The 25,281-nt window shown below is 45.5% G+C and carries 37 protein-coding genes; 11 read left to right on the plus strand and 26 right to left on the minus strand.

The genetic code is table 11. The annotated features are described in order from the left end of the window. Window positions 1–13: 13 nt before the first annotated feature. The 22 genes from rplO to rpmE all read right to left on the minus strand — a co-directional run bounded on the left by rplO (window position 14) and on the right by rpmE (window position 9,882). Window positions 14–448: a 50S ribosomal protein L15 gene (rplO, locus tag OO774_RS14185; RefSeq protein WP_264903262.1), complete on the minus strand. Its 435-nt coding sequence runs from the start codon at window positions 446–448 to the stop codon at window positions 14–16. Window positions 449–453: 5 nt separating this feature from the next. Next, on the minus strand, window positions 454–630 hold the full coding sequence (rpmD, locus tag OO774_RS14190) for a 50S ribosomal protein L30 (RefSeq protein WP_000201159.1): 177 nt from the start codon (window positions 628–630) through the stop codon (window positions 454–456). 7 nt (window positions 631–637) lie between these two features. Beyond that, the gene (gene rpsE / locus OO774_RS14195; RefSeq protein ID WP_004745894.1) at window positions 638–1,141 is read right to left on the minus strand and encodes a 30S ribosomal protein S5; all 504 of its coding nucleotides are present in this window, start codon (window positions 1,139–1,141) and stop codon (window positions 638–640) included. A gap of 14 nt (window positions 1,142–1,155) precedes the next feature. Further along, on the minus strand, window positions 1,156–1,509 hold the full coding sequence (gene rplR, locus OO774_RS14200) for a 50S ribosomal protein L18 (protein WP_005435088.1): 354 nt from the start codon (window positions 1,507–1,509) through the stop codon (window positions 1,156–1,158). Window positions 1,510–1,518: 9 nt separating this feature from the next. Next, window positions 1,519–2,052 carry a 50S ribosomal protein L6 gene (rplF, locus tag OO774_RS14205; RefSeq protein ID WP_264903263.1) on the minus strand — a complete coding sequence of 178 codons (534 nt, stop codon included), beginning with the start codon at window positions 2,050–2,052 and terminating at the stop codon, window positions 1,519–1,521. Between the two features lie 13 nt (window positions 2,053–2,065). Beyond that, a complete protein-coding gene (rpsH, locus tag OO774_RS14210; RefSeq protein WP_005450567.1) occupies window positions 2,066–2,458 on the minus strand; it encodes a 30S ribosomal protein S8 in 393 nt (130 codons plus the stop codon). 29 nt (window positions 2,459–2,487) lie between these two features. After that, window positions 2,488–2,793, minus strand: a complete 306-nt coding sequence (gene rpsN, locus OO774_RS14215; protein ID WP_006963211.1) for a 30S ribosomal protein S14 — start codon at window positions 2,791–2,793, stop codon at window positions 2,488–2,490. Between the two features lie 17 nt (window positions 2,794–2,810). Continuing rightward, the gene (gene rplE / locus OO774_RS14220; protein ID WP_005455660.1) at window positions 2,811–3,350 is read right to left on the minus strand and encodes a 50S ribosomal protein L5; all 540 of its coding nucleotides are present in this window, start codon (window positions 3,348–3,350) and stop codon (window positions 2,811–2,813) included. A gap of 24 nt (window positions 3,351–3,374) precedes the next feature. Next, window positions 3,375–3,692, minus strand: coding sequence for a 50S ribosomal protein L24 (rplX, locus tag OO774_RS14225; protein WP_014230668.1), 318 nt, complete (start codon window positions 3,690–3,692; stop codon window positions 3,375–3,377). Window positions 3,693–3,705: 13 nt separating this feature from the next. Continuing rightward, on the minus strand, window positions 3,706–4,077 hold the full coding sequence (gene rplN / locus OO774_RS14230; RefSeq protein ID WP_004410450.1) for a 50S ribosomal protein L14: 372 nt from the start codon (window positions 4,075–4,077) through the stop codon (window positions 3,706–3,708). A gap of 162 nt (window positions 4,078–4,239) precedes the next feature. Next, the gene (gene rpsQ / locus OO774_RS14235; RefSeq protein ID WP_005379575.1) at window positions 4,240–4,494 is read right to left on the minus strand and encodes a 30S ribosomal protein S17; all 255 of its coding nucleotides are present in this window, start codon (window positions 4,492–4,494) and stop codon (window positions 4,240–4,242) included. Beyond that, a complete protein-coding gene (rpmC, locus tag OO774_RS14240) occupies window positions 4,494–4,685 on the minus strand; it encodes a 50S ribosomal protein L29 (protein WP_005379576.1) in 192 nt (63 codons plus the stop codon). The genes rpsQ and rpmC overlap by 1 nt, the downstream gene beginning before the upstream one ends. Further along, window positions 4,685–5,095, minus strand: a complete 411-nt coding sequence (gene rplP, locus OO774_RS14245; protein ID WP_005379577.1) for a 50S ribosomal protein L16 — start codon at window positions 5,093–5,095, stop codon at window positions 4,685–4,687. The genes rpmC and rplP overlap by 1 nt, the downstream gene beginning before the upstream one ends. Window positions 5,096–5,106: 11 nt before the next feature. Beyond that, on the minus strand, window positions 5,107–5,805 hold the full coding sequence (rpsC, locus tag OO774_RS14250) for a 30S ribosomal protein S3 (protein ID WP_014230667.1): 699 nt from the start codon (window positions 5,803–5,805) through the stop codon (window positions 5,107–5,109). 18 nt (window positions 5,806–5,823) lie between these two features. After that, entirely contained in the window at window positions 5,824–6,156 is a 333-nt protein-coding gene (gene rplV / locus OO774_RS14255; protein ID WP_264903264.1) for a 50S ribosomal protein L22, read from the minus strand. A gap of 10 nt (window positions 6,157–6,166) precedes the next feature. Beyond that, window positions 6,167–6,445, minus strand: coding sequence for a 30S ribosomal protein S19 (rpsS, locus tag OO774_RS14260; protein ID WP_004394525.1), 279 nt, complete (start codon window positions 6,443–6,445; stop codon window positions 6,167–6,169). A gap of 21 nt (window positions 6,446–6,466) precedes the next feature. Continuing rightward, the gene (gene rplB / locus OO774_RS14265) at window positions 6,467–7,291 is read right to left on the minus strand and encodes a 50S ribosomal protein L2 (RefSeq protein WP_264903265.1); all 825 of its coding nucleotides are present in this window, start codon (window positions 7,289–7,291) and stop codon (window positions 6,467–6,469) included. Between the two features lie 15 nt (window positions 7,292–7,306). Beyond that, window positions 7,307–7,609 (minus strand): 50S ribosomal protein L23, encoded by a 303-nt coding sequence (gene rplW, locus OO774_RS14270; protein WP_004398471.1) that lies wholly within the window; start codon window positions 7,607–7,609, stop codon window positions 7,307–7,309. Continuing rightward, window positions 7,606–8,208 (minus strand): 50S ribosomal protein L4, encoded by a 603-nt coding sequence (gene rplD, locus OO774_RS14275; protein WP_041156801.1) that lies wholly within the window; start codon window positions 8,206–8,208, stop codon window positions 7,606–7,608. Before rplD ends, rplW begins: the two co-directional genes overlap by 4 nt. Before the next feature lie 17 nt (window positions 8,209–8,225). Beyond that, window positions 8,226–8,855 (minus strand): 50S ribosomal protein L3, encoded by a 630-nt coding sequence (rplC, locus tag OO774_RS14280; RefSeq protein ID WP_176290778.1) that lies wholly within the window; start codon window positions 8,853–8,855, stop codon window positions 8,226–8,228. Window positions 8,856–8,869: 14 nt separating this feature from the next. Next, window positions 8,870–9,181, minus strand: coding sequence for a 30S ribosomal protein S10 (gene rpsJ / locus OO774_RS14285; protein ID WP_004410492.1), 312 nt, complete (start codon window positions 9,179–9,181; stop codon window positions 8,870–8,872). Window positions 9,182–9,660: 479 nt separating this feature from the next. Beyond that, a complete protein-coding gene (gene rpmE / locus OO774_RS14290; protein ID WP_005435070.1) occupies window positions 9,661–9,882 on the minus strand; it encodes a 50S ribosomal protein L31 in 222 nt (73 codons plus the stop codon). A gap of 297 nt (window positions 9,883–10,179) precedes the next feature. Here rpmE and priA point away from each other — a divergent pair, with 297 nt between their 5' ends. From priA to rraA, 7 genes are all read left to right on the plus strand, one after another. Next, complete coding sequence (gene priA / locus OO774_RS14295; protein WP_264903266.1) at window positions 10,180–12,384, plus strand: primosomal protein N'; 2,205 nt, start codon at window positions 10,180–10,182, stop codon at window positions 12,382–12,384. Between the two features lie 334 nt (window positions 12,385–12,718). Next, on the plus strand, window positions 12,719–13,723 hold the full coding sequence (cytR, locus tag OO774_RS14300; RefSeq protein ID WP_264903267.1) for a DNA-binding transcriptional regulator CytR: 1,005 nt from the start codon (window positions 12,719–12,721) through the stop codon (window positions 13,721–13,723). Window positions 13,724–14,102: 379 nt separating this feature from the next. Next, window positions 14,103–14,648: an SPOR domain-containing protein gene (locus OO774_RS14305; RefSeq protein WP_264903268.1), complete on the plus strand. Its 546-nt coding sequence runs from the start codon at window positions 14,103–14,105 to the stop codon at window positions 14,646–14,648. Between the two features lie 331 nt (window positions 14,649–14,979). After that, a complete protein-coding gene (gene hslV / locus OO774_RS14310; protein ID WP_264903269.1) occupies window positions 14,980–15,531 on the plus strand; it encodes an ATP-dependent protease subunit HslV in 552 nt (183 codons plus the stop codon). 23 nt (window positions 15,532–15,554) lie between these two features. Then, window positions 15,555–16,886 (plus strand): HslU--HslV peptidase ATPase subunit, encoded by a 1,332-nt coding sequence (hslU, locus tag OO774_RS14315; RefSeq protein WP_264903270.1) that lies wholly within the window; start codon window positions 15,555–15,557, stop codon window positions 16,884–16,886. Window positions 16,887–17,248: 362 nt separating this feature from the next. Beyond that, window positions 17,249–18,166, plus strand: coding sequence for a 1,4-dihydroxy-2-naphthoate polyprenyltransferase (locus OO774_RS14320; RefSeq protein ID WP_264903271.1), 918 nt, complete (start codon window positions 17,249–17,251; stop codon window positions 18,164–18,166). A 76-nt stretch (window positions 18,167–18,242) separates the two neighbouring features. Then, window positions 18,243–18,782 carry a ribonuclease E activity regulator RraA gene (gene rraA, locus OO774_RS14325; RefSeq protein WP_264903272.1) on the plus strand — a complete coding sequence of 180 codons (540 nt, stop codon included), beginning with the start codon at window positions 18,243–18,245 and terminating at the stop codon, window positions 18,780–18,782. A gap of 196 nt (window positions 18,783–18,978) precedes the next feature. Here rraA and zapB read toward each other — a convergent pair whose 3' ends face one another. Next, window positions 18,979–19,221 carry a cell division protein ZapB gene (gene zapB, locus OO774_RS14330; protein WP_014230654.1) on the minus strand — a complete coding sequence of 81 codons (243 nt, stop codon included), beginning with the start codon at window positions 19,219–19,221 and terminating at the stop codon, window positions 18,979–18,981. Window positions 19,222–19,567: 346 nt separating this feature from the next. Between zapB and glpX the strand changes: the two genes are divergently transcribed. The 3 genes from glpX to OO774_RS14345 all read left to right on the plus strand — a co-directional run bounded on the left by glpX (window position 19,568) and on the right by OO774_RS14345 (window position 21,968). Beyond that, on the plus strand, window positions 19,568–20,575 hold the full coding sequence (glpX, locus tag OO774_RS14335) for a class II fructose-bisphosphatase (protein WP_264903273.1): 1,008 nt from the start codon (window positions 19,568–19,570) through the stop codon (window positions 20,573–20,575). Between the two features lie 291 nt (window positions 20,576–20,866). Further along, window positions 20,867–21,481 carry a metalloregulator ArsR/SmtB family transcription factor gene (locus OO774_RS14340; RefSeq protein WP_264903274.1) on the plus strand — a complete coding sequence of 205 codons (615 nt, stop codon included), beginning with the start codon at window positions 20,867–20,869 and terminating at the stop codon, window positions 21,479–21,481. A 157-nt stretch (window positions 21,482–21,638) separates the two neighbouring features. Beyond that, window positions 21,639–21,968, plus strand: a complete 330-nt coding sequence (locus tag OO774_RS14345; RefSeq protein ID WP_264903275.1) for a DUF3135 domain-containing protein — start codon at window positions 21,639–21,641, stop codon at window positions 21,966–21,968. Window positions 21,969–22,231: 263 nt separating this feature from the next. Here the strand turns inward: OO774_RS14345 and OO774_RS14350 are convergent, their stop codons facing one another. From OO774_RS14350 to OO774_RS14360, 3 genes are all read right to left on the minus strand, one after another. After that, window positions 22,232–22,657: a DUF805 domain-containing protein gene (locus tag OO774_RS14350; protein ID WP_264903276.1), complete on the minus strand. Its 426-nt coding sequence runs from the start codon at window positions 22,655–22,657 to the stop codon at window positions 22,232–22,234. A gap of 116 nt (window positions 22,658–22,773) precedes the next feature. After that, complete coding sequence (locus OO774_RS14355) at window positions 22,774–23,688, minus strand: glycosyl transferase family 90 (RefSeq protein WP_264903277.1); 915 nt, start codon at window positions 23,686–23,688, stop codon at window positions 22,774–22,776. 126 nt (window positions 23,689–23,814) lie between these two features. Continuing rightward, complete coding sequence (locus OO774_RS14360) at window positions 23,815–24,162, minus strand: 5-carboxymethyl-2-hydroxymuconate isomerase (protein ID WP_264903278.1); 348 nt, start codon at window positions 24,160–24,162, stop codon at window positions 23,815–23,817. Window positions 24,163–24,425: 263 nt separating this feature from the next. Between OO774_RS14360 and tpiA the strand changes: the two genes are divergently transcribed. Beyond that, window positions 24,426–25,196: a triose-phosphate isomerase gene (tpiA, locus tag OO774_RS14365; protein WP_264903279.1), complete on the plus strand. Its 771-nt coding sequence runs from the start codon at window positions 24,426–24,428 to the stop codon at window positions 25,194–25,196. Window positions 25,197–25,281: the final 85 nt, after the last annotated feature.

The following is a 25,281-nucleotide window of genomic DNA, read 5'->3' on the forward strand; positions in this document are numbered from 1 at the left end:
TCGTTCCTCGAGATTAATCCTCGATTTTACCGCCTGCAGCTTCGATTGCAGCTTTAGCGCCTTTAGTCACACGTAGACCTTTAACAGTCACTGCTTTGTTGATTTCACCAGAAAGAACAACTTTTACGAATTCGATGTTCTTAGTGATGACGTTAGCAGCTTTAAGGCTGTTAAGATCAACTACGTCACCAGAAACTTTCGCTAGCTCAGCTAGACGAACTTCAGCAGACACTAGGCTCTTACGAGAAGTGAAACCGAATTTTGGTAGACGTTGTTTCAGAGGCATCTGACCGCCTTCGAAACCTGGACGAACGCTGCCGCCAGAACGTGATTTTTGACCTTTGTGACCACGGCCACCAGTTTTACCTAGGCCTGAACCGATACCACGACCTACTCGCTTCGCAGAAGTTTTCGCGCCAGCAGCCGGTGCTAGAGTATTCAAACGCATTCTGATTACTCCTCAACTTTAACCATGTAGTAAACCTTGTTGATCATACCGCGTACGCACGGAGTATCTTCAAGTTCTACTGTGTGGTTGATTTTACGAAGACCTAGACCGCGCAAAGTAGCTTTGTGCTTAGGTAGACGACCAATTGAGCTTTTAGTTTGAGTTACTTTAATAGTTGCCATGGTGTTCTTACTCCGAAATAGATTCAACAGTTAGACCACGTTTAGCAGCAACCATTTCTGGTGACTTCATGCTACCTAGTGCATCGATCGTTGCACGAACGATGTTGATAGGGTTCGTAGAACCGTATGCTTTAGATAGTACGTTGTGTACACCAGCAACTTCTAGTACTGCACGCATCGCACCACCTGCGATAACACCAGTACCTTCTGCAGCAGGCTGCATGTAAACTTTAGAGCCCGAATGGCGACCTTTCACTGGGTGGTGAAGAGTGCCTTCGTTTAGAGCGATCGTAGTCATGTTACGACGCGCTTTTTCCATTGCTTTTTGAATCGCTGCAGGTACTTCACGAGCTTTGCCGTAACCGAAACCTACACGACCATTACCGTCACCAACTACTGTTAGTGCAGTGAAGCTCATGATTCGACCACCTTTAACCGTTTTAGAAACACGGTTAACTGCGATTAATTTTTCTTGCAAATCATTCGCTTGAACTTGTTGTTCTTTAGCCATCTTCCAACCCTACCTTAGAATTTCAGACCAGCTTCGCGAGCAGATTCTGCTAGCGCCGCTACTCGACCGTGGTATTGGAAACCAGAACGATCAAATGCAACTGCAGTTACGCCTTTTTCAAGAGCGCGCTCAGCAACAGCTTTACCTACTGCTTTAGCTGCATCAACGTTACCAGTGTATTTCACTTGCTCACGGATCGCTTTTTCTACAGTAGAAGCTGCTGCGATAACCTCAGAGCCATTAGCCGCGATAACCTGTGCGTACACGTGACGAGGAGTACGGTGTACAACTAGGCGAGTCGCACCCAGTTCTGCAATCTTACGACGTGCACGTGTAGCACGACGGATGCGAGATGCTTTCTTATCCATAGTGTTACCTTACTTCTTCTTAGCTTCTTTAGTACGCACATTTTCATCTGCGTAACGAACACCTTTACCTTTGTAAGGCTCAGGTTGACGGTAAGAACGAATGTCAGCCGCAACTTGACCAACTAGTTGCTTGTCAGCACCAGTGATCACAATTTCAGTTTGGCTAGGACACTCAGCTTTAATACCCGCTGGCAACTCGTGCTCAACTGGGTGTGAGAAGCCTAGTGTTAGACCTACAGCGTTGCCTTTAATAGCAGCACGGTAACCAACACCTTTAAGAGTTAGCTTCTTAGTAAAGCCTTCAGTAACACCAACAACCATGTTGTTTACTAGCGCACGAGCAGTACCTGCTTGAGCCCAAGCATTAGCAGCACCTTCAACAGGGCCGAACGTTAGGTTGTTTTCTTCCTGAGCGATAACTACAGCGTCGTTTAGTACGCGAGTTAGTTCGCCTTTAGCACCTTTTACAGTGATTTCTTGGCCGTTTAGTTTCACCTCTACGCCAGCTGGAATAGCGACAGGTGCTTTTGCAACACGAGACATAGTCTACTCCTTATTAAGCTACGTAGCAGATGATTTCACCACCAAGACCTGCTTTACGTGCAGCGCGGTCTGACATAAGACCCTTGGAAGTAGAAACGATAGCAATACCAAGACCACCCATTACAGAAGGAAGTTGATCTTTCTTCTTGTAAACACGTAGACCTGGACGAGAAACACGTTTAAGTTGCTCGATTACTGGTTTAGCTTGGAAGTACTTAAGAGTAACTTCTAGCTCAGGTTTTGCTTCGCCTTCAACAGCGAAGTCAACGATGTAACCTTCAGCTTTTAGTAGTGCAGCAATTGCAACTTTAAGCTTTGAAGAAGGCATTTTAACAGCAACTTTGTTTGCTGCCTGACCGTTACGAACACGGGTCAGCATATCCGAAATCGGATCTTGCATGCTCATATGATTTACTCCAAATGATTAAGTGGCAATTACCAGCTAGCCTTACGAAGTCCAGGAATCTCGCCTTTCATGCAAGCTTCACGAACTTTGATACGGCTTAGACCGAACTTACGTAGGTAACCGTGTGGACGACCAGTTTGGTTACAACGGTTGCGCTGACGAGATGCACTTGAATCACGTGGAAGAGATTGCAATTTAAGAACTGCATTCCAACGATCTTCTTCAGATGCGTTTACATCGCTGATGATAGCTTTTAGCGCAGCACGCTTTTCAGCGAACTTAGCTACTAGCTTTGCACGTTTTGCTTCACGTGCTTTCATAGAATTTTTAGCCATAACAGTAACCCTTCACCTTACTTACGGAATGGGAAGTTAAAGGCAGCCAGCAGAGCACGGCCTTCCTCATCAGTACCAGCAGACGTCGTAATAGTGATGTCTAGACCGCGTACTCGATCAACTTTATCAAAGTCGATTTCCGGGAAGATGATTTGCTCGCGAACGCCCATGCTGTAGTTACCGCGTCCGTCAAAAGACTTAGCGCTAACACCACGGAAGTCACGTACACGTGGAAGAGCGATGTTAATTAAACGCTCAAGAAAATCCCACATACGTTCGCCACGCAAGGTTACTTTACAACCGATAGGGTAGCCTTCACGGATTTTGAAACCTGCAACAGATTTGCGCGCTTTTGTGATAAGTGGCTTTTGACCAGAGATCGTTGCCATATCAGACGCTGCATTTTCTAGCAGTTTCTTATCGTTGATTGCTTCACCAACACCCATGTTTAGGGTGATTTTCTCGATTCTAGGGACTTGCATGACGCTTGTGTAGCTGAACTGTTTGGTCAGTTCAGCGACTACAGACGACTTGTAGTAATCATGCAGTTTCGCCATAGTAGAACTCCAAATTACTTCTAATTAGTTAGAAACGGTTTCGCCGTTAGACTTAAAGAAACGAACTTTCTTACCATCTTCAAAACGGAAACCGATACGGTCAGCTTTACCAGTAGCTGCGTTAAAGATTGCAACGTTAGAAGCGTCAATAGCTGCTTCTTGTTCAACGATGCCACCTTGTTGACCTAGAGCCGGAACCGGCTTTTGGTGTTTCTTAACAAGGTTGATGCCTTCAACGATAACTTTACCAGTTGCTAGAACCTTAGTTACTTTACCTTTCTTGCCTTTGTCTTTACCAGCAAGAACGATTACTTCGTCGTTACGACGGATTTTAGCTGCCATTTCTACGTGCTCCTTACAGAACTTCTGGAGCCAGTGAAACGATCTTCATGAACTTATCGCCACGAAGTTCGCGTGTCACAGGACCAAAGATACGTGTACCGATTGGTTGCTCAGTATTGTCGTTCAACAATACGCAAGCATTTCGGTCGAAGCGAATGACAGAACCGTCAGGACGACGTACGCCTTTACGGGTGCGCACTACCACCGCCTTCAGAACATCACCTTTTTTTACTTTACCGCGAGGAATTGCTTCCTTCACAGTAACTTTGATGACGTCACCGATATGTGCATAACGGCGGTGAGAGCCACCCAGAACCTTAATACACATTACGCTGCGTGCGCCTGAGTTATCAGCTGCGTCCAGCATACTTTGCATTTGGATCATGTTAGTGCTCCGCTAAATATTAATAACTAGACCCATCACGGGTCGGGCTGCCTCTTTAAAAGGGACGCGAATTGTACCACCCTTTTTTGTGATTGGGTAGTCAAAAAATAAACGGCTCCAAAAATATTTTGGAGCCGCTTGAGTTTCATAGAATTAACGAGATTAAATCTTCGCCTTTTCTAGAACTTTTACCAAAGTCCAAGACTTAGTCTTAGACAGTGGACGACACTCAGCGATTTCAACTGTGTCGCCTAGGCCACACTCGTTGTTCTCGTCATGTGCGTGTACTTTAGTCGTACGTTTAACGTATTTACCGTAGATAGGGTGTTTTACGAAACGCTCGATAGCAACAGTGATAGACTTGTCCATCTTGTCGCTTACAACACGACCTTGTTGAGTACGTTTTACTTCGCTCATTATGCGCCTGCCTTCTCAGTCAAAACAGTTTTCACACGTGCGATATCACGGCGTACAGCTTTCAGAGTATGAGTTTGCTGTAGTTGACCAGTTGCAGCTTGCATGCGCAAGTTGAACTGTTCACGTAGCAAATTCATTAGCTCAGCGTTAAGCTCTTCAACGCTTTTCTCGCGTAGATCTTGTGCTTTCATCACATCACCTGCTTAGTTACAAATGTAGTTTTGAAAGGCAGTTTACGTGCCGCAAGACGGAACGCTTCACGTGCCAATTCTTCAGGTACACCACCCATTTCGTACATAACCTTACCAGGTTGGATTTGGGCTACCCAGTACTCAACGTTACCTTTACCCTTACCTTGACGAACTTCAAGTGGTTTTTCTGTGATTGGTTTGTCTGGGAACACACGGATCCAGATTTTACCTTGACGCTTAACGTGACGTGTCATTGCACGACGTGCCGCTTCGATTTGACGAGCAGTTAGACGACCACGGCCAACAGCTTTAAGACCGAATTCGCCGAAGCTTACATCAGTACCTTTAGCTAGACCACGGTTACGACCAGTCTGAACCTTACGGAACTTAGTACGTTTAGGTTGTAGCATCTGTCGACTCCTTACTTACGGCCTTTACGCTGCTTCTTAGGCTTGTCGCCTTTAGGCTCTACAGCGTTAGCTGCTGGCATACCACCTAGGATCTCACCTTTGAAGATCCAAGTTTTAATGCCGATCACACCGTATTGAGTGTGAGCCGAAGAAGTTGCGTAATCAATGTCAGCACGTAGAGTGTGTAGAGGCACACGGCCTTCACGGTACCACTCAGAACGTGCGATTTCAGCGCCGCCTAGACGACCGCTTACTTCCACTTTGATACCTTTAGCGCCTAGACGCATTGCGTTTTGTACCGCGCGCTTCATAGCACGACGGAACATAACACGACGCTCTAGCTGAGACGCGATGCTGTCACCAACAAGTTGCGCATCTAGTTCAGGCTTACGTACTTCAGCGATGTTAATTTGCGCTGGTACACCTGCAATTTTAGCTACAGCTGCGCGTAGCTTCTCTACGTCTTCACCTTTCTTACCGATAACAACGCCTGGACGAGCAGTGTGAATAGTCACACGGATGCTCTTAGCAGGACGCTCGATAACGATGCGTGATAGAGACGCTTTTTTCAGTTCACCTGTAAGGAACTGACGTACCTTGAAGTCGCCGTCTAGGTTGTCAGCGAAATCTTTGGTGTTAGCAAACCATGTAGCATTCCAAGGCTTAACGATGCCTAGACGAATACCATTTGGATGTACTTTTTGACCCATTGCTTACTCTCCTAGTCTCTAGCGATCTGCTACAACAACAGTGATGTGGCTTGAACGCTTCAAGATACGATCCGCACGACCTTTAGCACGAGGCATAATACGCTTCATGGTTGGGCCTTCATCTACAAAGATTTTTGCGACATTCAGATCGTCAATATCTGCACCTTCGTTGTGCTCCGCGTTAGCGATAGCAGACTCTAGAACTTTCTTAACTAGTTCAGCCGCTTTTTTGTTGCTGAAAGTTAGGATTTCTAGAGCTTGGTCAACAGATTTACCACGGATTTGATCCGCAACTAAGCGAGCTTTCTGAGGCGAAATGCGAGCAAAGTTATGTTTAGCAAATGCTTCCATTATCTACTCCTTAGCGCTTCTTAGCTTTCTTATCCGCAGCGTGACCGCGGTAAGTACGTGTTGGTGCGAATTCACCCAGTTTGTGACCGATCATTTCATCAGTTACAAATACTGGTACGTGCTGACGACCATTATGGACAGCGATGGTCAAACCGATCATCGTAGGGATGATCATTGAACGACGGGACCAAGTCTTAATAGGCTTTTTGTCTCCGCTTTCCACCGCTTTCTCTACCTTCTTCAGCAAGTGTAGGTCAATAAAAGGACCTTTCTTGAGAGAACGTGGCATGGCGATTCCTCTTTATATAGATTACTTGTTACGACGACGTACGATGTACTTGTCAGTGCGTTTGTTCTTACGAGTCTTGTAGCCTTTAGTTGGCATACCCCAAGGAGATACTGGATGACGGCCACCAGAAGTACGACCTTCACCACCACCGTGTGGGTGATCAACCGGGTTCATTACCACACCGCGAACGGTTGGACGAACACCGCGCCAGCGAGTAGCACCAGCTTTACCAAGTTCACGTAGCATGTGCTCAGAGTTACCAACTTCACCGATTGTTGCACGGCCTTCAGAAAGAACTTTGCGCATTTCGCCAGAACGTAGACGGATAGTTACGTACGTACCGTCGCGAGCAACGATTTGAGCGTAAGCACCAGCTGAACGAGCTAGCTGACCACCTTTACCAGGCTTAAGCTCAACGTTATGTACTGTTGAACCTACTGGGATGTTACGCATTGGTAGAGTGTTACCAGCTTTGATAGGTGCATCAACACCTGACTGAATAACATCACCAGCTACAACACCTTTAGGTGCTAGGATGTAGCGACGCTCACCGTCTTTGTAAAGAACTAGAGCAATGTTTGCGCTACGGTTTGGATCGTATTCAAGACGCTCAACTGTCGCTGGGATACCGTCTTTAGTACGTTTGAAGTCAATTACACGGTAGTGGTGCTTGTGACCACCGCCGATGTGACGTACTGTGATACGACCGTTGTTGTTACGACCACCATTCTTAGAGTTTTTCTCTAGAAGAGGTGCGTATGGCTTGCCCTTGTGTAGGTCAGCGTTAACAACTTTAACAACGTGACGACGACCAGGGGAAGTCGGCTTACATTTAACAATAGCCATTTTTAACTACTCCTGTTATTCCGCGCCGCCAACGAAGTCAAGATCTTGACCTTCTTTCAAAGTAACGTACGCTTTCTTAACGTCGCTGCGGCGACCTTGGCGTAGACCTTGACGTTTGGTCTTACCCTTAGTGATAAGAGTATTTACAGACTTAACTTCAACTTCAAATAGCTTTTCTACAGCTGCTTTGATCTCTTTTTTAGTTGCATCTTTAGCTACTTTGAAAACGATAGTGTTCGCTTTCTCAGCTGCCATAGTTGCTTTTTCAGAGATGTGCGGTGCACGTAGAACTTTTAGGATACGCTCTTCAGTGATCATGCTAGCATCTCCTCAACTTGTTTAACTGCTTCAGCAGTCATTACAACTTTGTCGAACGCGATTAGTGAAACTGGATCAATACCAGCTACATCACGTGCGTCAACTTTGTATAGGTTACGAGCCGCTAGGAATAGATTCTCATCTACTTCGCTAGTCACGATTAGAGCGTCAGTTAGCTCAAGCTCTTTAAGCTTAGCTACTAGCTCTTTAGTCTTTGGTGCTTCAACTGAGAAGTTATCAACAACGATTAAACGCTCTTGACGAACAAGCTCAGAAAGAATGCTCTTCATAGCACCGCGGTACATTTTCTTGTTTACTTTTTGGCTGTGATCTTGTGGTTTCGCAGCAAAAGTAACACCACCCGAGCGCCAGATTGGGCTACGGATTGTACCAGCACGCGCACGGCCAGTACCTTTTTGACGCCATGGCTTAGCGCCACCGCCAGAAACTTCTGAACGTGTTTTTTGAGCACGAGTACCTTGACGAGCACCTGCTGCAAACGCAACAACTACTTGGTGTACAAGAGCTTCGTTAAACTCACGTCCGAAAGTAGTTTCGGAAACAGTTAGTGCATCAGCACCTTTAACCATTAGTTCCATTACTTACTCCTGAGACGTTATGCTTTAACAGCTGGTTTAACGATCACGTTGCCGCCAGTTGCGCCTGGGACTGCACCTTTAATAAGAAGCAGGTTGCGCTCAGCGTCAACACGTACGATCTCTAGGTTTTGAGTCGTTACACGCTCTGCACCCATGTGACCTGCCATTTTCTTGCCTTTAAATACGCGACCTGGAGTCTGACATTGACCGATAGAACCAGGAGCACGGTGAGACAATGAGTTACCGTGTGTCATATCTTGAGTACGGAAGTTCCAACGCTTAACAGCGCCTTGGAAACCTTTACCCTTAGATGTACCAGTAACGTCTACTTTCTTAGTTTCGTTGAATAGTTCAACAGTCAGTTCAGCACCAACTTCGAACTCTTCGCCGTTTTCTAAACGGAATTCCCAAAGACCGCGACCAGCTTCAACACCAGCTTTAGCAAAGTGACCTGCTTCAGCTTTGTTTACGCGGTTAGCTTTCTTTGCACCAGCAGTAACCTGGATTGCAGCGTAGCCGTCAGTTTCTTGAGTTTTCACTTGAGAAACGCGGTTTGCTTCAACTTCAACAACAGTTACTGGGATAGAAACGCCGTCTTCAGTAAATACGCGGGTCATGCCCACTTTACGACCGATTAGACCAATCATTCTTCTAATCTCCCTTAACCTAGGCTAATTTGAACGTCAACGCCCGCAGCAAGGTCTAGACGCATTAGAGCATCAACAGTTTTGTCTGTTGGCTCAACGATGTCGATTAGACGCTTGTGAGTACGGATTTCGTACTGGTCACGTGCTTTCTTGTTAACGTGTGGAGAGATAAGAACTGTGAAACGCTCTTTACGAGTTGGTAGTGGGATTGGACCACGAACCTGTGCGCCAGTGCGCTTAGCTGTTTCAACGATTTCCGCTGTAGAAGCATCGATTAGTTTGTAATCGAAAGCTTTTAGGCGGATACGGATACGTTGGTTCTGCATGAGACAGAGCTCCAAATTAAATAAATTACACAAACAATATCGCCACTCAAACTCGTCAAGACGAGAGAATGCCGATTGATTTATGTGAAACCGTAGCATCCAAGATTAGGACGCATTGTCAGTTAATTTTCGATTAACTATCCCTACATACCAAAGTCACCTTTGGGGATAGTTTTTCCGAAGAAAAGATAGCTAATTGTATTAACCGCGAACATAAGCTGAGTCTACATTACCTAATAAATCCTTGAATTTATTAGCTCCTCACTGCTCATTGGTTCACAACTGGCTTAACCAGTGCGCTGCATTATACAGATCACATTTTAGGTTGCAAGCATTGAGTGAAAAATAATCGAGACAATTTTTAACTTGTTGTTTTTGAGTTTTAACTGACGGTTTTAGGGCCACCAGCCAGTTGCCTCATAAACAAAAAGGACGCCGAAGCGTCCTTTTCTAAACTGTAATCGTAATAGCGTCTGCTATTATTTCTTACCGCTTGATAGTGCACCGAAACGCTTGTTGAAGCGATCAACACGGCCGCCTGTATCAACGATACGTTGCTTACCAGTGTAGAATGGGTGGCACTTGTCACATACGTCTAGGTGGATTGAATCTTTACCTAGAGTAGAGTTGAACTCAAAAGAGTTGCCGCAAGAACAAGTAGCAGTTACTGCTTTGTATTCTGGGTGGATACCAGCTTTCATGGGATAACCTCAATAGTAGGCCGTGTCGCTATACGAATCTAAGCCGCACACCACACGTAATTAATATCAAAAGTGCGATACCGCATCAGCATAATGCTGAAGCCATATCTCAAGGCGCGATATACTAATGAATCGCACTGATGGGATCAACACATTTGGCAATTTTTTCGCCACTTTTTTAGCCAGTCTATTACTCATCGTCTGTTTGAACGGTGATCAGTCAGCTTTACTCGAATTTTCATCCCAACTTTAATAGACTCTAAGCTCCTTTCCCTCTTTATATTACAGCAGAATTTTATGCGTCCATCCATTGCCAGAGTGGCATTACCCGTTCCACTCGACAAACAGTTTGATTATGCCATCCCGGGACACTTGTTCCCGCTCATTGGTGGGCGCGTATCCGTACCTTTTGGACGTCAGACTCTGGTAGGAATTGTCACCGCGATGGTGAACCACTCTGATTTTCCTAAAGAGCAGCTAAAGCCCATTAAAGCCGTATTGGACTCACAGCCGATTTGGTCAGAAAAGCTGTATTCATTACTCACATGGTGCAGCCAGTTTTATCAGTATCCATTAGGCGATACGCTGCACAATGCGATGCCGGCTGCGCTGAGAAAAGGGAAGCCAGCCGATTTTGCCACGTTACAGGAATGGCAGATCACCGAAGCGGGTAAAGACAAACTGATGCAAGGCCTCGACCGTCGGGCCGTGAAGCAACAAAAAGTTCTGCAAATTCTGGTAAACGGAGCCGTCCCGCACCAAGAATTTGTAGAGCAAGAGATCGCCTCAACCGTATTGAAATCGGTCGAAGAGAAAGGTTGGATAGAGCGAATTGAGAAAATGCCAACGATTTCTAACTGGCCTCAGCAAGTCGAAAACGACGTCGACAAACCCAAACTAAACCACGAGCAGGCGTTAGCCATCGCTAGCGTCAATGGCCAAAGTGGTTTTGCCTGCTATTTATTAGAGGGCGTTACAGGCTCCGGTAAGACCGAGGTTTACCTCAATCTGATCAAGCCTGTATTAGAAAAAGGGCGACAAGCCTTAGTTCTGGTGCCAGAAATTGGCCTGACACCACAAACCATTAACCGCTTCAAGCATCGCTTTAATGTGCCTGTTGATGTTATCCACTCAGGTTTAAATGATACTGAACGTTTAAACGCCTGGTTATCGGCTCGTGATAAAGCGGCTGGAATTATCATCGGAACACGCTCCGCGCTACTGACGCCATTTGCCGATCTCGGCATTATTATTGTCGACGAAGAACACGACTCGTCATATAAACAACAAGATAGTTTGCGCTACCACGCTCGAGATGTTGCTGTAATGCGTGCGCACAAAGAGCAAGTGCCTATTGTGTTGGGCTCTGCGACTCCGGCTCTTGAAACGCTGCACAATGCGTTGACGGGTAAATATCATCATCTGACATTAACTCAGCGTGCAGGCTCTGCGGTGCCGACCACCAATAAAGTACTCGACGTAAAAGGTCAGTATTTGGAAAGCGGATTGTCTGCGCCGCTGATTGCTGAAATGCGTAAACACCTAAAAGCAGGCAATCAGGTGATGCTGTTCCTTAACCGCCGAGGTTTCTCCCCTGCCCTAATGTGCCATGAATGTGGTTGGATTGCAGAATGTAAGCGATGTGATGCCTACTATACCTTTCATCAATACAGTAACGAAATACGCTGCCATCATTGCGGCTCACAGCAACCTGTCATTCATCAGTGTCAGGGATGTGGTTCCACTCAGTTGGTGACGGTTGGTGTCGGCACAGAGCAGTTAGAGCATCAATTGGCGCAACTCTTCCCAGAATACAAAGCCATTCGTATTGATAGAGACAGCACCCGCCGTAAAGGCAGCTTAGAGGATGCCCTTGAATCGATTCGTAAAGGTGAATTCCAGATTTTAATTGGTACGCAGATGCTTGCTAAAGGACACCACTTCCCCAACGTAACGCTGGTTGCCTTGTTGGATGTGGATGGCTCTTTATACAGTAGTGATTTCCGGGCTTCTGAACGTCTCGCGCAGCTTTTTATTCAGGTTGCAGGACGAGCAGGACGCGCGAGTAAACCTGGCGAAGTGATTTTACAAACTCATCACCCAGAACACAGCCTATTGCAGGCACTACTGCAAAAAGATTACCGTCACTTTGCGATGACCGCCTTAGAAGAGAGAAAGTTGGCGCAGCTCCCTCCCTACAGTTACCTGACTCTATTCAAAGCAGAGGCAAACCAAAGTGAACTCGTCGAAGACTTCTTGCGCCAAGTTCGTTTTACGCTGGAGTCTCACCCATTATTTGACGACACTTGTATGGTACTTGGCCCGACCCCCTCACCTTTGGCTAAACGGGCAGGCAAATATCGCTGGCAACTTTTGCTGCAAACTCAACATCGTTCATTGATGCAAAAGTTATTAACCAGTGCCAAACCTGCTATTGAGTTGTTGCCTAATGCCAAAAAAGTACGTTGGAATTTAGACATAGAACCACAAGATCTCAGCTAGCAAACGTTTAGCCATGAAATGAATTACCTTTTAATGTGACCGATATCACATTGTCATTGTGGATTTTGTTAAACAGACCGTAACTTTCGCCATAGAAATGAATAGACTATCCAAATTAGCAAAGTCTTAAGTGCTTTGCAGGCAAAGACTTTAAATGAACACTATAAGATTCCCTGAAATCGAAGTGTTGTTCTGGAAGTAAAAGCGGGCTTTATCCGATAAATAAACACCAGAAATGTGATGGTTAAGTGCGAAATGAACTGTACTCAATGACAGCGATTTCACGACAGGGAATAACGTCATCTTGGCGAACTATTTGAGAGGTTAAAACACTATGGCGACAATGAAGGATGTTGCCCAGCTTGCGGGAGTGTCTACCGCGACGGTATCTCGAGCTTTAATGAACCCGGAGAAAGTCTCCTCTTCAACCCGAAAAAGAGTGGAAGACGCGGTACTCGAAGCAGGCTACTCACCCAATTCATTAGCGCGTAATTTACGACGAAACGAATCAAAAACCATTGTTACGATCGTTCCTGACATCTGCGACCCTTATTTTTCTGAAATCATACGTGGTATTGAAGATGCGGCGATGGAACACGGCTACCTGGTTTTACTGGGAGACAGTGGCCAGCAGAAAAAACGCGAAAGTTCGTTTGTAAACCTGGTATTTACCAAGCAAGCTGACGGAATGCTGCTACTGGGTACCGACTTACCGTTTGATGTGAGTAAACCAGAGCAAAAGAACCTGCCACCCATGGTCATGGCTTGTGAATTTGCACCAGAGCTGGAATTGCCAACTGTACATATCGACAACCTGACTTCTGCCTTTGAAGCGGTTAACTATCTGACTCAGCTTGGTCACAAGCGAATAGCGCAAATTTCAGGCCCCGATACCGCGGTATTGTGCCAGTTCCGTCAGCAAGGTTACCAACAAGCTCTACGTCGAGCAGGGATCAATAAAGACCCGCAATACAGTATTGTCACCGAATTCTCTTTTGAAGGTGGTGTAAAAGCAGTACGTAAACTGTTGGAGCTAGCGGAGCCACCAACCGCGATATTCTGCCACTGTGATACGATGGCAATCGGCGCTATTCAAGAAGCGAAAAAGCTCGGTTTCCGTGTCCCGCAAGATCTGTCGGTAGTAGGGTTTGATGACATCAATTTTGCACAATACTGTGATCCACCGTTAACCACCATCTCTCAGCCTCGCTACGAGATTGGCCGACAAGCGATGTTAATGATGTTAGAGCTTTTAAAAGGCCACGACGTACATTCTGGTTCTCGACTTCTGGAGACGAACCTGATTATACGCGGCAGTGCTGCGCCCCCAGCGAGATAGATTAAAGAGAAGATCCTAGGGTCTAGGGAACTAGGTCCTAGGCGTATCTGTGGTTAGTTTTGTGATAAACGTAATCTTCGTGTTTGCTGTATTGGAATACGGGCCGCTTCGATTACGGATTACGGATTACGGATTACGGATTACGGATTACGGATTAATACCAGTATTCCGTAATCTGTATTCCCAAAAAACTAGTACAATCATTTATTTTGTTCGCTTTATTCCCAACGAACGCCTCTAGGACCTAAAACCTAGGAACCTAGTCCCTCTTTCCTAATACCTTTCCCCTCCCACCTAACAAGATTCATTCAACAGGGTGTTTTCTCGACTCGTTCTGGATTAACATATTTGCAAGAATTCTTGATCACCAGAAATGACCGTGGCAAACAAAGATTATGTGAGAAGGGGGCGTGGTACCCCAAAAAAGTCGACAAAAAAACAACCTTCAAGAAAGAAGCCTTGGCGTAGTGGTCTACTGGCAATCGTGCTAGTAGGTGGTTTTGGCTATGGGCTTTACTTGCTAAACAATGATCCAGAGCCTCAGCCACAGGTTGTGCAGCAATCAACGACTCCAGTCAGCAAACCAAAGGCAAAGACAGACTTACCTCCCCCACCCGAAGAGAAATGGGAATACGTAGAATCTCTCCCCAATCGCGAAGTTGAAGTGGTTGCCAAAGAGATTCAAGTATCGAAAATCCCTTACATCATGCAGTGTGGCGCTTATAAGACCCAAGCTCAGGCAGAAGAACGTAAACTCGCCATCGCTTTCCAGGGATTAACCAGCAAAATTGTTAAGAAAGAGGGCAGTTCTTGGTATCGAATTATTCTAGGACCATACAAATTTAAGCGCGATGCAGAAAAAGATCGCCATAAATTGCAACGCGCTAAAATCGAGCCATGTGCGATTTGGAAAGAGAATTATTAAAAATAGGTCCTAGATCCTAGGTGGCTAGGTCCTAGAAGCATCTGCGGTAAGTCAGTTAAGAAATGTCAGCTCAGGTGCTTGTTACTTTGGAATACGGGACGCTTCGCTTACCGAATACTGATTACGGGAAAGACAACGTTTGCCCGTATTCCGTATTCCGTATTCCGTATTCCGTATTCCGTATTCCGTATTCCGTATTTCGTATTCATGTTTTTTCCTAGGACCTAGGAGCCTATAACCCTAGGTCCTTTAATTTCCCCCCCTTGAATCCCCTTTTCCCCTCCCCCATATACAGTATTACTTCCAAAGAGAAATAATTAAGAGGTCGACTGTGACTACCATTGTATCTGTACGTCGAAATAATAAAGTCGTCATCGCGGGTGATGGCCAAGTATCTCTAGGCAATACCGTAATGAAAGGTAACGCTCGTAAAGTTCGCCGCCTATACAACAACAAAGTACTGGCGGGTTTTGCTGGCGGTACTGCGGATGCCTTCACCCTTTTCGAGCGCTTCGAAAGCAAACTGCAAATGCATCAGGGCCACCTGACCAAAGCCGCTGTGGAACTGGCAAAAGACTGGCGCAGCGATCGCGCACTTCGTAAGCTAGAAGCGCTACTTGCTGTTGCAGACGAAACCGCATCTCTAATCATCACGGGTAATGGTGATGTCGTACAGCCTGAAAATGACCTAATTGCGATCGGCTCTGGCGGTGCATACGCACAAGCGGCCGCAACGGCATTGTTAGAAAACACAGATCTGGATGCGCGTGAAATCGCGGAAAAAGCACTGAACATTGCGGGTGACATTTGTGTTTTCACCAACCACAATCACACAGTAGAAGAGCTAGAATCAACGGCAGAACTGGCAGTACCAGCTGAGTAATCGTAACGAAGTAAGGAAAGAATATGTCTGAAATGACCCCTCGCGAAATCGTTCATGAACTGAACCGCCATATTATTGGTCAAGACAAAGCAAAACGTTCGGTTGCGATTGCGCTTCGTAACCGCTGGCGTCGTATGCAACTTGAAGAAAGCCTGCGTGTCGAAGTGACACCAAAAAACATCCTGATGATCGGTCCAACCGGTGTTGGTAAAACTGAAATCGCTCGTCGCCTGGCTAAGCTAGCCAATGCGCCGTTCATTAAAGTAGAAGCGACCAAATTCACCGAAGTGGGTTACGTTGGTAAAGAAGTGGAAACTATCATCCGTGATCTTACCGATGTTGCCGTGAAGCTCACTCATCAACAAGAGATGGAAAAAGTGAAATTCCGCGCTGAAGAGCAAGCAGAAGAGCGTGTTCTGGATGCACTATTGCCACCAGCTCGAGATAGCTGGGGACAAGCAGAACAGAGCGAAGATTCCTCTCATACTCGTCAAATCTTCCGCAAAAAACTACGTGAAGGTCAGCTAGACGATAAAGAGATTGAAATCGATGTCGCTGCGCCACAAATGGGTGTGGAAATCATGGCACCTCCTGGTATGGAAGAGATGACCAACCAGCTGCAAGGTATGTTCCAGAACCTGGCGGGCGATACCAAGAAGAAGCGCAAGCTAAAAATTAAAGACGCGATGAAAGCCCTTGCCGAGGAAGAAGCAGCGAAGCTTGTGAATCAGGAAGAACTAAAAGAAGCGGCGATTTACAATGTTGAAAACAACGGTATCGTCTTTATTGATGAGATCGATAAAATCTGTAAACGTGGTGAGAGCTCTGGCCCTGACGTTTCACGTGAAGGTGTTCAGCGTGACCTGCTACCTCTGATTGAAGGCAGTACTGTTTCAACCAAACATGGCATGGTGAAAACAGATCACATCTTGTTTGTGGCTTCTGGTGCATTCCAGGTCGCGAAGCCTTCTGATCTTATCCCAGAGCTACAGGGCCGTCTGCCAATCCGTGTTGAACTTGAAGCACTAAGCAGCAACGACTTCAAACGTATTCTGACGGAACCAAAAGCCTCATTGACTGAGCAATACATCGCGTTGATGAAGACAGAAGATGTCGACATTGAGTTTACTGAAGACGGTATTACGCAAATTGCCGAAGCCGCGTGGACAGTAAACGAAAGCACAGAAAACATCGGTGCTCGTCGTCTGCATACCGTGATGGAACGTCTGATGGACGAAATCTCTTACGATGCTGCCGAGCAATCTGGCGCTAAGTTTGTGATTGATGCAGCCTACGTGCAAGCGCGCTTGGGCGATACGATTGAAGATGAAGATCTAAGCCGCTTTATTCTGTAATAACATAGGTTCTAGGATCCTAGGTGGCTAGGGTCTAGGACCTTCTTGGATTACGGATTAAGGATTACGGATTACGGATTACGGATTACGGATTACGGATTACGGATTACGGATTACGGATTACGGATTATTTATTAACCACCCAGTCCAATGTCAAGCATTTCGGTATTCCGTAAGCGAAGCGTCCCGTATTCCAAGAAAACAAACGCAAACGCCAAAGAGATACGCCGAACTTTCAGCTAACTCACCTAACTACCTAGAACTTCTTATTTCCCCAACTCTCTTTGACTTGTTTCAGGTCAATAGCGCATCTGCTTCTTTATGCTTATACTGGACAAATCGGTTACTAGCACGAAATATCCATGAAACAATCTTTACAGATCTGGCTCGACGCCGCTCGTCCTAAGACATTACCACTGGCATTAGTCTCTATTCTTACCGGTAGTGTGCTCGCGTATGCAGCGGGGCAATTCTCAATGCCTATTTCCCTGATGGCGTTTATCACCGCGACTCTGTTACAGATCCTTTCCAATCTGGCCAACGATTATGGCGACGCAGTAAAAGGCACCGATAATGAAGCACGCCTTGGTCCACTGCGCGCTTTACAGTCGGGTGCAGTAACTAAAGAGCAAATGAAGCAAGCAATCGTCTTCAACATCGTGCTTACTATTATTTCCGGTCTGATCTTAGTGTTTTACTCTTTGAGCTCTTTGGAAAGCATTCTCACCTTCATCGGATTAGGTATTCTTGCCATCCTCGCTGCCATTGCCTACACCATGGGCAGTAAACCCTACGGTTATGTTGGATTAGGCGATATTTCTGTGTTTCTGTTTTTTGGTTTGCTTGGCGTATCCGGTACTTATTTCCTGCATACCGGACATGTCGATACCACGCTCTTCTTACCCGCTTTAGGTTGTGGCTTACTTGCTGTTGCAGTACTGAACATCAATAACATGCGTGATATTGAAAACGATCGAGAGTGTGGAAAACGAACTGTCGCGGTGCGCTTAGGCCAACAGAAGGCCAAGCAATACCATTTCATCTTATTGGGTGGCGCTATTCTCGCTTTCGCTGTTTACTTGCTTATTCAGGACAAACCGGTTTGGATCAGTTTGCCATTCTTATTAAGCATTTACTTTGTCGCTCACCATGGCAAAGCCGTTTGGGAAACCGAAAAGCCCGCACAGATCGCACCTATGATGCCAGTCATCGTTAAATGCTCACTGGTCACCAACGTTTTATTTGCAACAATTGTGGTAGCTCAAACTCTGGTAAGTTAAAAAAGGATTGTCATTGCATTGACTTAATGCCCAGATATACTCAAAGACAACCAGTTTCTGTTTAGAAAGGTACGCTATGGAATACAATACCTCGGCACTCTGTGATATTTACCTCGAGCAGGTAGATGTGGTTGAACCAATGTTCAGTAATTTTGGCGGTCGCGCTTCCTTTGCCGGACAAATCACCACCATCAAGTGTTTTGAAGACAATTCTCTGATCCGTGAAACGTTAGAGCAAGATGGCTTAGGTCGCGTACTGCTAATTGACGGCGGTGGTTCCTTACGCAAAGCTCTTGTCGACGCAGAAATTGCCACCATTGCAGAAGAAAATGAGTGGGAAGGCATTGTCGTATACGGCTGCGTTCGTGAAGTTGATGAACTGGAAGATATGAATCTGGGTATTCAGGCTCTGGCTTCTATTCCTGTCGGCGCATCTAGCCAGGGCATTGGAGAATTCGATATCCCAGTGAACTTTGGCGGTGTTAGCTTTCTACCAGAAGACTACATTTACGCGGACAGCACTGGCATCATTCTGTCTCCAGAACCGCTCAATATCGACCTTGAACTGGATGAGACGGAAGAAGAAGTTTTAGAGGTACTAGATCCTAGGGATTAGGTTCTAAGGTCCTAGATCCTAGGGGGCTAGGTCCTAGGTGTGTTTGCGGTTAGTGAAGTGGATAAACGCTAAGTTTAGTTTTACTGTTTTTGAATACGGATTACAGAGCACTGAAAAGTTGACTTTTTACTCTGTAATCCAAACAAGCTCTATCTAGGACCTAGGATTCTAGAACCTAGGTCCTTATTTCCCTGGATTACTCCACTTCTTCCATTTTGCCAAGTAGTGCACGAATGCGCTCTTGCCACTGCGCGTGCTCTTGCTGTGCTTGCTCAGCTTTTTGCTCAAGCTCTTCGCGTTGCGTGCGAAGCTCGTTTGCTTGTGCTTCTAGTTTTACTTTATCTTCTTTCAGCTCTTCAACTTCCATTTGAAGAAGAGTGATTGTGTCAACTGCAGTTTGAATTTTAGATTCTAGTTGTGCGAGTACTTCAAAAGACATCTTGGCCTACCTATGTTGTTCCGTTGGGATGATGCATGCGACAAGCGCGCACCTTACCTATATAAGGTTATTCTACTCAGCGTTGCGACGAGAAACACTCACTATATTCGATATTTTGCATCATTCGGTTAAAAAACCGGCGCAATCTCACTAAATGCTGACTTTTCTGATCACCGACGCATTTTTGAGCAAGATATTTGCCTCTCGCCACGCGAAAAACTCACTCAGTATTGATCAAATTCAACTTAACCAAAGTAAAAGCTCGGCAAAAACGCAAACGTTTAACACTCGTTATGGTAAAATCGCCGCGCAAATTCTTCTTCCCTCTTGCTTACTTGGAGACATCATGAAACGTGATTTAGCAATGGCATTTTCCCGTGTTACTGAAGGTGCAGCACTGGCTGGTTATAAATGGCTTGGTCGCGGCGATAAAAACGCAGCGGACGGTGCAGCCGTTGAGGTTATGCGCACACTACTGAACAAAACAGAAATCAGCGGTGAAATTGTTATTGGCGAAGGTGAAATCGATGATGCACCAATGCTGTACATCGGTGAGCAAGTGGGTATTGGTGGCGATGAAGTCGATATTGCAGTCGATCCTATCGAAGGCACACGCATGACGGCCATGGGTCAATCCAATGCTTTAGCGGTTCTCGCCGCTGGTGAAAAAGGCAGCTTCCTTAAAGCGCCTGACATGTACATGGAAAAACTGGTGGTTGGCCCTGGAGCAAAAGGCGTTATCGATTTAGAGAAGCCTCTAAAAGAAAACCTAGAGAACATCGCCAATGCACTAAACAAAACTCTAGACACTTTAGTTGTGATCACGCTGGCTAAACCTCGTCACGACAACGTGATTGCAGAAATGCAGGCAATGGGCGTACGCGTATTTGCTGTGCCAGATGGTGACGTGGCAGCTTCAATCCTGACTTGTATGCCAGACAGCGAAGTGGACGTGATGTACTGCATCGGTGGCGCACCTGAGGGCGTTGTTTCTGCAGCGGTGATTCGTGCGCTAGACGGTGACATGCATGGCCGCCTGCTTCCTCGTCATGAGGTGAAAGGCAATACCGAAGAAAACCGCATCTACGGCGCTGCAGAGCTAAAACGTTGTGAAGAGATGGGCGTGAAAGCAAACGTCGTGTTGAAAATGGAAGACATGGCATGCAGCGATAACGTTGTGTTCTCCGCGACAGGCATCACCAAAGGTGATCTGCTAGAAGGCATTACGCGCCAAGGCAATATCGCAACAACCGAAACGCTACTTATTCGTGGTCGCTGCCGCACCATTCGTCGCATCAAGTCGATCCACTACTTAGAACGTAAGGATCAAGAAGTGCGCGATATTATTCTTTAGTCATAAAGATCCTAGGACCTAGGTTAATAGGTCCTAGGTTAATAGGTCCTAGGTATGTCTGCGGTAAGTTCAGTGATAAACGTAAGCTCCGGTGTTTGCTGTTTTGGATTACGGAATACAGAATACAGAAATGCTTGACATCAGGTTTGGGTGGTTGAACATTAATCCGTAGTCAGAAACTCCCTCTAGGACCTAGGATCCTAGTCCCTCGAACCTCCCCTCCCTAAGTCAACACTTTTCTTTATAAAACCTATCGCGCATAATATCTACTGACACATAAATGGTGGGAATATGAAAACCGTAGATAGGATATTACAAATCGTTAAGCGTGACGGCTCTGTCACAGCAAAACAACTCTCTTCTGAGCTTGGCATGACAACCATGGGTGCACGCCAGCATCTGCAAGGCTTGGAAGACGATGGCATCCTGTCTATTTACGATGTAAAAGTCAAAGTTGGTCGCCCGACCCGACATTGGGCTCTCACCCAGAAAGGCCATGAGCAGTTTGCTGACCGCCATGGTGAACTCACCGTACAATTCATTGAAGCCGTTGAACACATCTTTGGTAAAGACGGTCTCGAGAAAGTGACCTCTGAGCGCGAAAAACTCACGTTACAAAACTATCGCCAGCATCTTGAACCATGTGACACGCTAGAAAGCAAATTGAAAACACTCGTCTCATTAAGAGAGCAAGAAGGTTATATGGCCGAACTCGATCAAGACGAGCACGGTTTCATCTTAATTGAGAACCACTGCCCTATTTGCAAAGCCGCAACGCGTTGTCCTAGTCTCTGCCAGTCAGAGTTAAGCGTGTTCCAAGCTCTGCTTGGCGATGAAACTCGTGTGGAGCGCACAGAACATATCATTAGCGGCCAGCGACGCTGTGTATACCGTATTCAAGCGTAAGCAATGATTAGAAACTCGCAGCTTCTCCCTACAACTCAACTATTAAAATGCTCTCTTAACTCTGAGACGACAGAGTAATTTCGCCTTTCTCCTCTTCTCTGTGATGTACGCTTTTAATATCGAAGCGTAACTATCCTTATGGATTAGGAGACAAACGATGGCCAATCTGCGTACTCACAAAGTGCAATCTCTGCCTTCTTTCGACGAACTGATGAAAATGGCACAGGATGATCCGGAAGCTTTTGAGCAATTCCGCCAAGATAAAGCGCGCGAGATGATTGAGGGAGCATCGGAAAACATGCAACCAAGATTGTGGGCACAACAAAGTCACATCGACAGAGTGATCAACAACTGCAAAAACCCAAACCATACCAACGTGGTATTAATGAATGAGTTACAAAAGCAGCTGATGAAATTTAGAGATGCGTTGCAAGGCAACACACCAGCTGAACAGGCTGATAATATCGTCCAGCTCAGGGAAAATTAAGGTCCTAGATCCTAGGGGACTAGGTCCTAGAAGTTTTTGTGGTAAGTTCAGTTAGAAATATAAGATCAGGTACTTGCTTATTTGGATTACAGGGCGCTTCGCTTACGGAATACCGAAATACTTGACATTGGGCTTGAGTGGTTGAAAATTAATCCGTAATCCGTAATCCGTAATCCGTAATCCGTAATCCAAAACAGCAAATACAAATGCTTAATCGGGCATAACAGTTCCAGCGAATAATCCTAGAACCTTCAACATTAGTTCTACTCTACCGGATCAGGGCCGTACTTATTGGGGCCTGTTGTTCCTTTCAGAAAACCACACTCAACTAAAATCCATACGCCACAAATTAAAGAAATCGACGCGATAAACAGTTGTGGTGTGGCAGGTTCTTGTGAAATCGGACTCGTCATTGGTGTGGTAAGTCGGCCAAAAACCAAAGGGATATTCAGGGCTAGCCAATAAATCGATTTATCACGGTCGTGCCAACGCTTAGTCGTCATCGCGAGATCAGGAATCAGCAAAACCAAGAGGAAAATAGGCAGCAGAAGGTGGGAAACCGCAGGAAACAGCTTACTTATACCCACACCAAAACCCAGAATGGAGATGTAATAAATCACGTTCCAAATCCAAAAGGTTTTACGCCCTATTCGTCCTCGAAAAGAAAACAGCAACTCTTTAGTCAGCATTAACAATTACCCTCTAAAATAAACTCGTCATTCAAATCGTGCTGGAAGCCCAAAAGCTTGCCTTTACTACTAGGATAGAGCAGAGAAACTTTCACGCTTTAAAACCTCAATAAAAATCAGCCATTAGTGATTGAAAAATACTTTTCCAAAGTCTTGATACAAACAAGATCTTCCCTATTTTCATCTTGGAATTGCGCGACATGCGCATGAGCGTTTTCCAACATCTTTTGCGCTTCAGCCGGGTTCTGTAAGTAGTAATTGACCTGTTCTTCAAAGTCGGACCAATCATCTTTGACTTCTATGTAGTGAACGCCTGGCTTAAGAGCACCCTCCATAAACCAAGTTTCAAATCTCATTTTTGGCGTGATAACCACTGAGTTTGAAGACATCGCCCACTTTAAGTTAGAAGCCACGTCATTACCTTCTAAACAAATGAGGAATTTATATTGCAGCTGATCCCCAATGGACATAAACGGCTGCTTCCATTCAGGATGCTCTTTTGAAGGGTTAGATTGCCCGGCATCCACCAGCGGATGACCAAACATGGCATTCATAAAGCGAATACGATGCTTTTGTTTAACAGCGCCGCGAAAAACAGCCATATCTTTCTTATCTAGATATTCCGTTTTATCTTCAATAAAACGGAAGTGGCGTATTTTATCTAACTTAAACAACACCGAAGTAGAATTGTCACCTTGTGTTGGCCTGGCTTTATACAGCGTTGGTTGTGGCTCAACTTTTACGTGGTCACCAAAGTAGTATGCGAACTTAAGATGTTTAGGAAAATAGTGCAGGTACTGCTTTAGGTCATAGAAGTAAGCACTCTTACCTCGACGTTGATATGTACGTTGGGTGATAGCATCACTCGGTAACTCATGCAATTCATTCGGTTTACAGTAATAATCAACTCGAGCCTGAATCGCTTCTTTATCCTTCTCAAACAGGCGTTCCAATTGAGCCTTGCGCCGTTGAAAAACAAAGGATGGAACAACGTTGAGTAGTAAGTTGTTAAGATAGTAGAAAAGTTTCATTAAATAGACCTAGAAGTCAATGCCGTGCAATAGGTTAGCAGAATCGTAAAACTAGGGGTAGATTAACCAAGGCCTAGCTGCGTGAGAAAGGTCACCACGCAGCGAGTTAATAAATAGAGACGACCATTAGTTCACCACTTTTTGGAAACACTCCACATCCATATCACGAATATTTACCGTTAAGCTGTGAACATGGCTGGCTTGATCTTGAAGCACTGACATTAAATCTCGCGATAACGCTCGTTTTTGCTCTGACGTTCTTCCCGCGAGTAGCTCAAAGTTTACATGGATAAAGTCGAGACTGTCTCCTTCCTCTCCTACTAACCAGTTATGGCAGCGGAGTGTTCTCGATTTTACTGACGCCAATTCAAAAAGCCCACTATCTAGCGCCGCTCTATGTAAGTCCTCCAGTAAACCTTGAACATTAACTCGCTCTTCCACTGAGTTCGAATACTCTAAAACCAAATTTGGCATTTTGATTCCTTTCTACAAGATTAAAATCCAGTGCGTAGTAATACCAATCCACGCAGCAATTTCCGAGCAATGAGCTATTATTCTGTCTACGTGATCACCAATCGATTGCTTTTGATAGAACTGACAGAAACAAGTGCTACGCTGACCAGATAAACAAAGGCGTACAAGACATGATACCAATCATGATCTGTGCAAAATATTCTGTTATATTCTTTCGTAGATTTTTTACATTAATCATTAATAGATAATACGGAGATATTCCTATGCGTCGTCCTGTAGTGATGGGTAACTGGAAACTAAACGGCAGCAAAGCAATGGTAACTGAGCTGCTAACTGGTCTTAACGCTGAGCTTGAAGGCGTTGAAGGTGTTGACGTAGCAGTAGCTCCACCAGCACTTTACATCGACCTAGCTGAGCGTGTAATCGCAGAAGGCGGTAATAAGATCATCCTAGGTGCACAAAACACTGACCTAAACAACAGCGGTGCTTTCACTGGCGACATGTCTCCAGAAATGCTGAAAGATTTCGGTGCTACTCACATCATCATCGGCCACTCTGAGCGTCGTGACTACCACAATGAATCAGACGAGTTCATCGCGAAGAAATTCGCTTTCCTAAAAGAAAACGGTCTAACTCCAGTTTTCTGTATCGGTGAATCTGAAGCTCAAAACGAAGCTGGTGAAACTGAAGCAGTATGTGCACGTCAAATCAACGCAGTTATCGACTCTTACGGCGTTGAAGCTCTAAACGGCGCGATCATCGCTTACGAACCAATCTGGGCAATCGGTACTGGTAAAGCAGCAACAGCTGAAGATGCACAACGCATCCACGCTTCTATCCGCGCACTAATCGCAGCAAAAGACGAAGCAGTTGCAGAGCAAGTAATCATTCAATACGGCGGCAGCGTTAAACCAGAAAACGCAGAAGCATACTTCTCACAGCCAGACATCGATGGTGCTCTAGTTGGTGGCGCATCTCTAGATGCTAAGAGCTTCGCAGCAATCGCTAAAGCAGCGGCTAAAGCAAAAGCTTAATCTTGCTTTAAAACAAGCAGAAATAACAAAGGGGTGCATTATGCATCCCTTTTTCTATCTCAGAGGTAAAGAGTCCCCTACTTAC

Source organism: Vibrio sp. STUT-A11 (assembly GCF_026000435.1).
Lineage (GTDB): Bacteria > Pseudomonadota > Gammaproteobacteria > Enterobacterales > Vibrionaceae > Vibrio.